General features: G+C 54.2%; 2 protein-coding genes. One reads left to right on the plus strand and one right to left on the minus strand.

Annotated elements, in window-relative coordinates:
* Positions 1 to 403 precede the first annotated feature (403 nt).
* A complete protein-coding gene (locus RCH14_RS23975; RefSeq protein ID WP_343028611.1) occupies positions 404 to 1,981 on the plus strand; it encodes a methyl-accepting chemotaxis protein in 1,578 nt (525 codons plus the stop codon).
* 23 nt (positions 1,982 to 2,004) lie between these two features.
* Here the strand turns inward: RCH14_RS23975 and RCH14_RS23980 are convergent, their stop codons facing one another.
* Positions 2,005 to 2,463, minus strand: a complete 459-nt coding sequence (locus tag RCH14_RS23980; RefSeq protein WP_343028612.1) for a MarR family transcriptional regulator — start codon at positions 2,461 to 2,463, stop codon at positions 2,005 to 2,007.
* Between the last annotated feature and the right edge of the window lie 293 nt (positions 2,464 to 2,756).

Below are 2,756 nucleotides of genomic sequence, written 5' to 3' on the forward strand. Positions count from 1 at the left end.
AACCAGTGTGAAAGTAGGTTATCGTCAGGCTAGTTATATAGAAAAGCCCCACTCAGTGATCTGAGTGGGGCTTTTCGCTTTGGGCGATCGATTTACCGAACATGCTCTGACATCTTGATTCCTGCACTAACGTATCGCTCAAGAACTCTCATAACACTGCGAATAGCCTTGCTGCACGCCTTCTGTACGCTCGCTCTCACCCAGGCAATCGTTCTTACCTGGCATCCGTGTGAAAAAACATCGGTGTAGAAAGCATAACGGACAGAAAACCTCGATTTCCGTCAGGAATCGATCGTGCGCTATTAAATCTTCTCTATAACTCCTGGTCATATTTCAACCTCCTCTAGTTGACAGCTTATATGCCAACCGGAGAAACCGTTATTTCTTTCGAATTCGTTATCACATGAACATATTTTCCTCACTCAGTACCCGTGCAAAACTTGGCTTCGGATTTGGCGCTGTGGGCATACTGACTATCGTGCTCGCGTTTTTTGCCTGGCGTGAGTTAGGAAATGTTGGTCAGGAATTGGCGACCCAGAACGCTGTTCGCACCACCAAGCTCGAGCGCCTGTATGCGCTGCGTGAATCGCTTGCACAAACCGGGCTCGCTGCACGCAATGCCTATATCGTTCCCGACACCACGCAAGCACAACGTGAACTGGCCTTGCTGGACGAGCAGAAAGCCAACTTCCTCCTGCAGTTGCAGGCTCTTGCGCCCCTGTTTGAAGGAAACGCCGATTTTGCGGCGATGCGCGCCGGCCTGCTGCGTATGGCAGAGGAGCTCAATCGTCCAAGGCGATACCGCGATGCCACGCAGATGGCGGAATATGCTGCATTTTTGGTCAATGAGTGCAGCCCACTGCGCCGGCAAAATGTGCTGGACATCGATCGTGTCATCAAGGCAGTTCAAAAGCAGGTCGAAGCCGGCACGTTGAGCGCAGAACAGTCAATCACATCCGCGCAAACGATGATCATCGCCGTCGCGCTAGCTGCAGTGATCATCAGCATTTTTGTTGGTGGCGCCATCACTTCGCACCTATTGCGTCAGTTGGGCGGCGAACCTCTGGAGGTGAACCGCATCGCATCGGCGATCGCTTCAGGCGACCTCACGGTCAGGGTGAGCGTGCGTTCCGACGATCGTGCAAGCGTCATGTACGCCATCCGGGAAATGCAGGCGAGCCTGCAGCGCATTGTTGCGCAAGTGCGCAGCGGCACTGACATGATTGCGAATGCTTCCAGCGAAATCAGCGCCGGCAACAGCGACCTTTCAGTGCGTACTGCCCAGCAGGCTACATCACTCGGGCGCACGGCAACATCGATGAAACAGTTGACAGCCGTGGTCGAACAAAACACCGCACATGCCCGTCATGCAAATACGCTCGCCGCATCAGCGAGTCAGGTTGCCGGCAAAGGTGGCAGTGTTGTCACTGCAGTGGTAAGTACGATGCAGGAAATTAATGCATCTGCGCACAAGATATCGGACATCATCAGCGTCATTGATGGCATTGCATTTCAAACTAATATCCTCGCCCTCAACGCCGCAGTCGAGGCAGCACGCGCGGGTGAGCAGGGCCGCGGCTTTGCGGTTGTCGCCAGCGAAGTGCGAAACCTGGCCCAGCGGTCAGCCAGCGCTGCAAAAGAGATTTCGGCGCTGATCGGCGAATCGGTCTCAAAGGCGGATGCCGGTTCGAAGCTGGTCGAGCAAGCCGGCGTGACGATGCATGACATCGTGACTAGCGTACGACATGTCAGCGGCATCATCGAAGAGATCACTGCAGCGAGCGAAGCCCAGCACGCTGGAATTCAGGAGGTCAACCTTGCGATTGGTCAGATGGATGAAGCAACCCGACAAAATGCTGTCTTGGTCGAGCAATCTGCGGCGTCAGCAGCGGCGCTCAACGAGCAAACGGGTAGTCTGTTGCGGACGGTTAGTGTGTTTCGCATCAATACCGAGAGCAATCCTCTGTTAATCGCAGCGTGAGCTGAATTGTCGACAGCGTTTGCTTAGCCGTCGTTGTCGTTCAAGCTATTGCGCAGGTCAACCAGCTGACTACGCAAGGTTTGAACTTCGTCGGCCGAACACTTCGTCGCACGAAATACTGTCGCCATCACATTAGCGGCCTCTTGTTTGAGAGTCTTGCCATCGTCGGTCAAGCTGATGATCACTTGCCGTTCATCACTGCGCGCGCGGTTGCGCTGCACCAGGCCCTGGGCCTCCATGCGCTTGAGCAAAGGCGTCAGCGTCGCGGAATCCAGGAACAAGTGCATGCCGATGTCGGAGACGGTTAACTGATCCTGTTCCCACAACACCATCATGACGAGATATTGCGGGTACGTCAGGCCCAGTTTCGGGAGAACGCCGCGATACACACGCATCATCGCCAGGGAGGTCGAGTACAGCGCGAAGCACAGCTGTTCGTCGAGACGCGGCGTGGTCGCGGAGGGAAGGGGAGAGGTGGTCATGAATCCAATATAGGTTGCACGCTAGATAATTGCAAGCAACGCTACCCGTTCGGAGTAACGCCTTCATCAAGCCGGCAAGCACTTGCCAACCTTGGCGTTGTTGCATTTTCACTCCCAGGTACAAGCGTTGGAAAATATTCTCAAAGCGGTCTTGTGTAATCCACCGGCAGTTGTTATAGTTCGCCTCCGCTTCGGCAGTGACCGAAAAAGTTAACGTAATCAAGTGGTTACGAGAGCAAGGTCGACAGAGAAATCTGAGACGAAGCGAAAAGAAAGAGTTGACGAGATTTAGG

This window comes from Massilia sp. MP_M2, assembly GCF_039123635.1.
GTDB lineage: Bacteria > Pseudomonadota > Gammaproteobacteria > Burkholderiales > Burkholderiaceae_D > Telluria.